General features: G+C 29.4%; 6 protein-coding genes. 5 read left to right on the plus strand and 1 reads right to left on the minus strand.

What is annotated here, in order from left to right:
• Positions 1-294 precede the first annotated feature (294 nt).
• The 5 genes from BWGOE10_RS28205 (at position 295) to BWGOE10_RS28230 (ending at position 5011) form a co-directional block, all read left to right on the plus strand.
• Positions 295-1272 carry a Replicase RepFR55 gene (locus BWGOE10_RS28205; RefSeq protein WP_070145954.1) on the plus strand — a complete coding sequence of 326 codons (978 nt, stop codon included), beginning with the start codon at positions 295-297 and terminating at the stop codon, positions 1270-1272.
• Between the two features lie 666 nt (positions 1273-1938).
• On the plus strand, positions 1939-2493 hold the full coding sequence (locus BWGOE10_RS28210) for a DUF3967 domain-containing protein (RefSeq protein ID WP_070145955.1): 555 nt from the start codon (positions 1939-1941) through the stop codon (positions 2491-2493).
• 239 nt (positions 2494-2732) lie between these two features.
• On the plus strand, positions 2733-3923 hold the full coding sequence (locus BWGOE10_RS28215) for a ParM/StbA family protein (RefSeq protein WP_070145956.1): 1191 nt from the start codon (positions 2733-2735) through the stop codon (positions 3921-3923).
• 9 nt (positions 3924-3932) lie between these two features.
• On the plus strand, positions 3933-4370 hold the full coding sequence (locus tag BWGOE10_RS28220; protein WP_236736020.1) for a hypothetical protein: 438 nt from the start codon (positions 3933-3935) through the stop codon (positions 4368-4370).
• A gap of 437 nt (positions 4371-4807) precedes the next feature.
• On the plus strand, positions 4808-5011 hold the full coding sequence (locus BWGOE10_RS28230; RefSeq protein ID WP_070145959.1) for a hypothetical protein: 204 nt from the start codon (positions 4808-4810) through the stop codon (positions 5009-5011).
• Between the two features lie 40 nt (positions 5012-5051).
• On the opposite strand, the gene BWGOE10_RS28235 is transcribed toward BWGOE10_RS28230, so the two are convergent.
• The gene (locus BWGOE10_RS28235; RefSeq protein ID WP_070145960.1) at positions 5052-6266 is read right to left on the minus strand and encodes a replication initiation protein; all 1215 of its coding nucleotides are present in this window, start codon (positions 6264-6266) and stop codon (positions 5052-5054) included.
• Positions 6267-6875 lie beyond the last annotated feature (609 nt).

A 6875-nucleotide genomic window follows, 5' to 3' on the forward strand; every position in this document is an offset into this window, starting at 1 on the left:
ATATTATTCACATACAATTGTAAAATAAAAATAACTTATCTTTGAACGAAAGTTTTTAGAAAAAAAAACAAAAAAATAAAACCCCACCGCCCAGTTTTTAATTGGCTTCTAGTTTGGCGACCTGAACCAATTAAAAACTCCTAAGATAGGGTTTTAATTCACACTATAAATATATGTGTTTTTCTTTAGTATCATACTTGATATTAAAATTATATCATAATGCATATACAATGTGAATATAAAACCTCTGTTTTTCCTTTTTATTTGCGGTGGAAAAAATAGGAGGTTTTTTCAGTGTTGTTGCAAAACTTTTTGCTTAGTCGAGCAAAAGCGGAACTAAGTCCCCACATCCATCACTTATCCAAAAATCATGGGGCTATCAATCAATCAATTAAGAAAATTATTACTTATATTGATAGCATTGTCCTAGAATGTGAAGGAGCTACCACAAAAGATTACCTTACCAAAAGAAAATATGAAGCCTTAGAGACTGTTTTATCTTATTTGGTACAAGAAGGATATAGCCAAGTTAAACAAGATCGTATCAGCAAAAAATCTGGCATTTCAAAGCCTGTTATAAACTACGTGTTTAATTGGTTACAAGATTTAGGAGTATGCCAACAAATAAAAGTAAGACGGCACGGAAAGATTGCTCCCTCCGTTTACATCTTAACCATACATAATAACTATTTAAAAATCATTGAATACTTCAAGATAAAATGGGCTGTAGCAATTGATGTTTGCTCTACTTTCACTAGATTTTTAAAGAACAAGATTAGTAAAAAAACTGTTGTAACAGATCATGATGATATGCAAAAAAACAAATTAGAAACTTTATCTTCCCTAGATCTTTTCAACATTGAAGAACAATCAAAACCTGCTGTGGATCATGAAGCAAAAGAAAAATACAATAGATTACAAGACTTAAACGATTATTTGAGTGCCGATCAAAAAAAAGCGTATTACTACATTTTAAGTCAAGGGGTAACATACCTATCTGAAAATGATGCGTACACAATTGCATTAAGGTTGCCCCCAGATATGGATAGTATGGGTACATCTGCGAAGTGGGCTTTTAAGGACTGTGTCGAATGGTTTTACAGTAATAAAGCTGATATTAGCGCTCCAGCTCACTTTATAAAAATGTTTGGTCAAAAACTTAAGATTAATCAAGAGCGTAGAAACAGTGATGTTCAAAAGAAACTATCACTCATTGGTAAAAAGAGTGATAGTAAATTAGTTATTTATAAATTTTTTGAAGAGAACAATTAATTTTTTAAAAAACACAATATAATCTAGCCTTGCTCAAAAAACCCTTACATAGCAAGGCTATTTCTCGTGTCCTTTTTTTGATTGTAACCTTCCTATCATTTTCCTACATAAAAATCTTCAAAAACAATGCTCATTTTCCAGTAATTCATATTATTTTTCGAACTTTTAACCTGCAAAATTTTCATCCATTAAAATCTGAATGTTCTATTTTTAACTGACGAATGAACTTTGAAATTTACTAAGATAAAACTTTGAAACTCTTGTGAGAGTAAGGATAAAACTCAAAATTTAAATTCTAATGTTTTTATTGGTTTTACTATTTTAAAACAAGATTTATTAAATAAGTAATCTTCATCTTCATTTTCATTTTTAAGTTGTATTTTAAATAGTGAAATTTGTCACTCTTTAGGGAGGATATACTTTTTACTTATAATAATTACAGCAAAGTTACAAGAACCCCAAAAACTTCCCTATACATTTACAATTTGATACACATTTCATACTCCATTATTTTATTTTTTATGGGAAATGCATACATTTTAATTTAAATTAGCAATTTTTAACGAAGTTTAGGGATTCTTTTTATTTAGAAATAAATCTAAAGTATAGGAGTTTTAACAATTAGTGTGGAAGCGTTCTATATAAAAATTAAAGGAGGGTGAACAGTTGCAAGAACGCTCATTTTGGACGAAAGATGTTGCCGAACGCTTAGAAATAGGTACAAGTACGCTTAGGAAATGGTGTATAGCATTAGAACAGGAACAATATTCTTTTGTAAAAGGCGCAAAAAATAGTCGTGCCTTTGTTCAAAAAGATATTAAAGTACTGGAACAGATGAAAAAGCTGATCCAAGAGGCTGGAATGAGTATTGATGGTGCGGTGAAGGTTGTCTTATCTGTTCCTTTGGCTGAAGTTGAAACGGATAATGATCTAGAAGACGATAATAGAACGCCTAGCGTTCTATCAGAGAACGTAATGACTTTGCCTAAAGGTTTTATAGAACAATTACTTCAAGAACAGATATTACTAAAAGAAAAAATTCAACAGCTCGAACGTATTGAATTAATGAATGCCGAACGGTTAGAACGCATGGAGAACAGATACAACGAACGAGATTCTTTACTATTGACACATGTTAGAGAGATTCAAGAAACTAAACAACTTATAGTAGCATCTCAAAATAAACAAAAGGAAAAAAGGTGGTGGGAATTTTGGAAATAGCACACAGTCAAAATGATTTATTTTAATTTAAAATAAATCATTTTGACTCAATTATATAACTGGAATTAAAAAAATATTAATAATAAATCATTTTAAATAATAATAAATCATTTTAATTTAAAATGATTTATTATTATTTATTTTACATTGCTTTCTGTGACTAGTTACGGTAAAATATAATTAAGGTAATTTAAAATGATTAAAAATAAATTCTTTTCAATAAGAAAGGGGTAATATAAATGAAATTCAATTATTTTGTAGAAGATGATAATGGGAATTCCGAGAAAAAGATTACGATTAATGGAGAAATGATGAAATTTCCAAACACGTATAGTTATGTGTATAAAGAGCCTGTTCCGCAAGATAAAAAAATTGAAGAATTAGTGCATGGCTTAATTCATAATATGGATGTTACTGTTAATTCATCAGCTTTAAAAGGGCAAGTAGCCCAAAGGGTGTTTGTTGGAGAACGTGCTATTCGCTCTGGTGAGGATCTTCAGAATCTTAACATTAGATCAAACCGTGGTAAGCATAAACAAGATACTACAATTATGACAACAGTTAGTGCAATCGCTTGTCGTTCGGTTCAAGATATGTTTAAAGATCAGAACTTCTTAGAAGAAGGCACAAATATAGAAGCAAATGTTTCAATGGTTACAGCTTTACCAGCTAGTGAATGGACGAAAGAAAAAGCAAAACAACTTTCAGAAAGATTTACAAATAGTAGTCACCATGTAACGGTAACTGTTGGTGATTTGAGAGTTTATGTAACTTTGAAATTTGAAAAAGTTATTGTTGTACAAGAAGGAACTATTGCTCTATTTGCTTTAATCGAGGATGGTAATGGGAAATATAGAAATGATGACATATTTAATGAGTTTAAAGAAACGTATGATATGAAAGATATAACAGGTGAATACTTCCAAGAAAAGCGTCTTCTTCACATAGATATTGGTGATGGAACAACAGAATATGTTGTTACAAAAGGTTATGATTATGATAATGACCACAGTTCGGGAGAAAGACATGGTATAGGTCATGCGATTGAACGTGCTAAAAAAGATTTTGAAGATGAATGGGGTTTCTCTATAGAAAGACAAGAGTTTGCCGGATATCTAAAAGAAGAGCATCCTAAATATTATGAAGATGCTAAAAAATTCTTAGCAAGAGCAAAATTTAATTTAGCTGATGAAGTGTTAGATACTGCGGAAACTAAATTACAAGACTTAAAATATGATGTAGAGGTCGTTGTTGTCTATGGCGGTGGAAGTATTCAATTAAAAGAAAATCTTTTCGAGGATTTAAAAGAAATTTGTGATTCTAAAAAAATTAAAATATTATGGGTTAATCCTAAGAATGCAACGGAAATGAATGTAAAAGGCATGACAGTATTTAGTTCAATTGCACTTCAAAAAGAACAAGTAAAATAGGTGATTATGATGGCTAAACCAAAAGCGATTCAAATTCCATTATCGGAGAAAATGCGTCAAAGATGTCCAGAACTATTTGTTTGGATAGAATCACAGGAAAACCCTAATGAAGCTACAAGAAAGGTGTTAGAACATTTTATATCGTTATACGGGACACAAAGTGTAGATAACGAAGAAATAAAGCTTGGAATGGCTAAAGACTTGTTAAGTGCAAAAGGCATGCTACAGGGGGATATCCCAAGAGGTCTACCTTCCAAATCACCTTTAACGTATAAACAGCCAGAAGAGGGTCATGTAGTTGAAAAAGTTGAAAGTTCATCCAGAACCGCAAATGAAAAGAATCAGCTGGAAGATGTTCATATGGAAAAATCAGAAGAAAAAACTCAAGAAGACCCAGTGAATAAACCTATAGAAAGAAATATAGATATAAATAAGTGGACAAATTAATAATTCTCTAAAAGGAATTTTAAAAGTAGTATTTCTATGAAAAGAAGCAAAAAACAACAAGATGCATAATGACATGGTGGAGTGCTTACTTATTAGAGAAGGTACTCCATTTTTGTATTTCAAATGCATACATTTATACAATGAAAGTGGTGAATTTATGGAATTACAAGCAAGCAAACAAAAAAAGCGAACTATGATTTTAAAATCCTTTTCGCTTTTGATAATTATCTTAATTTTATTGTATTTGTTTAAAGCAGTCATTCTGCAAACTACAGGAATCTTGTTGATTATCGCTCTTATATGTTTAGGATTTTATTACCTTGGACATTTGTTATTTAGGATAATGGCTTTTATTATTGTGGTAAGTAGTGTTATATGTGCCATATGTGTATTAGGATATCTTTTATAGCATTAAAATGTAAGAAGGAATGAGAATTATGGAAAAATACCCAATAGAATTTACAATTATATCTCCAAATGGAGAAGTATATGAACCCGATATTGTATACATTACAGCAAATACACCCGATGCTGCTATACAGCAAGTGGAAAATGAGATAAAGAATAGAATGGGTAAGTATTATACATATAAAGTGAAAATTAGTATGCAAAATGAGGAAGAACAACTTGCCTTATTTTAAAAAAGTTCTTTTTTGTAAAAAGAACTTTTTTCATGTAACACTAGTATCTTTTCTTTCTACTGTTCTTTTTAATGTATTCATAAATCTTATCCATGACAAACGTTTCATGATCTTTCCAAATAACTTCAGCTTCTTCTAATGTAACTACTTTGACTAATTCCTCAATTGCTGAACTTTCAACTAAAAATGTAGCTACAGCTCCGGTAGATGTTGAATATTTACTGATAACTGAATCTATAATGTTATCAATCTCTAGTACATTATTATTATGAGATTTATTTTCAATTTGACTACTTGTGTTTGTTATTTCATTTTCGGACAGTTCTTTTAATCGGCTATTTAGAATAAATTCTACATAACCGATTGGGGAATCAATATCTGTACGAAAACGGATATCTTCAATTATCTCCAATACAATTTCTTTATGCTCTTCCCATTTCTTAAATACTTTAGGAAATACTTTTTCTTTACACCGTTCTTCAAATCTCTTGATTTTTTGTTCAAATGTATTTGGCTGTTGAAATTTATCTAATTTCTTTTCAAAATGAATTAAATCGGGATCTTTCTTTTTCTGGCTACGAATAATAAATCTAATTTTTTGTACTTTCCTACCTAATTTAATTTCTTCAAATTCAAAAGAAATATCTGTTTTTTGATTTAATTCTTTTTGAGAAGGTTTTAACACACGTTGCTTAAAATTTGCATAGTTAGGGTATACATCCATCGCATCTAAGTAATATCTTAAATTTTCAAGACTGATTGTACGTTCTTTTAAGTCCTCATATTGCTTAAGTAGTTCATAAATACGTATAGCATATGTACTTTTCAATTTAACAACATTGGCCAATCTATAGCTTGTAAACTTGCTACTCAATTCTATTAAAAACGGCTTTAATAAAGGATCGAAACGCATATCAATTGTCCCTTTATTCCTATTGTAAATTGCGGAAGAAAGCCAAGATACTTGTATCAGTTCTTCTCCTGCTCGAATTTCAATTACTTTAGATAATAATTCTTTTGTTATTTTACTTAACTCCGTATATTTGATAGATCCACTCAAACCAAGTAGATCATGAAATTGTTTAATTGGGAATGTGTATGTTTTAAAATCCCGATCATTCGGTTCAATATTACTAGCTAAACAAAGTAACATCTTTTGTTCAACTAAATTTAAGCGAGAATTTGCTTCAATCAAAGTATTTGATTTAGAAACAATATTATTCTCTTTAATCTGCAAATCTTGATTTATAGACATATTTATATACGTCCTTTCCATACGTCCTCTATTGATACACTAACTATAACAAATATATCACTTTTGTTATAGTTGCTTTTTTTTATAACCAAATATGTTATTTTTACAGATTAATTTTGGAAGTTTTATGACTAAATTTTGTAATTAATTATATTCATAGTCCATAATATAATTATGTGAATTAAAGATTAACAAGAGTTTTTGATATAAAAACTAATACCTTTAAAATTCGTTATAGTTAAACAACCAAATTTGTTATCTTTCTAACCATTTTTGTTATAGTTAAACAACCAATTTAATTATCCTTCTAACCATTTTTGTTATAGTTAGACAACCAAATTTGTTATCTTTCTAACCATTTTTGTTATAGTTAGAACCAAATTTGTTATCTTTCTAACCATTTTTGTTATAGTTAGACAACCAAATTTGTTATCTTTCTAACCATTTTTGTTATAGTTAGAACCGAATTTGTTATCTTTCTAACCATTTTTGTTATAGTTATGTGCCAGAATCCCTTATATATCAACGCATTTCATGTTCCTAAAACATATAAACAATTAAACATATAAACAATTATTATGTAAAACAATCAAACATAGAATATTATGT

Origin of the sequence: Bacillus mycoides, from assembly GCF_001757995.1 — a bacterium.
Lineage (GTDB): Bacteria > Bacillota > Bacilli > Bacillales > Bacillaceae_G > Bacillus_A > Bacillus_A mycoides_B.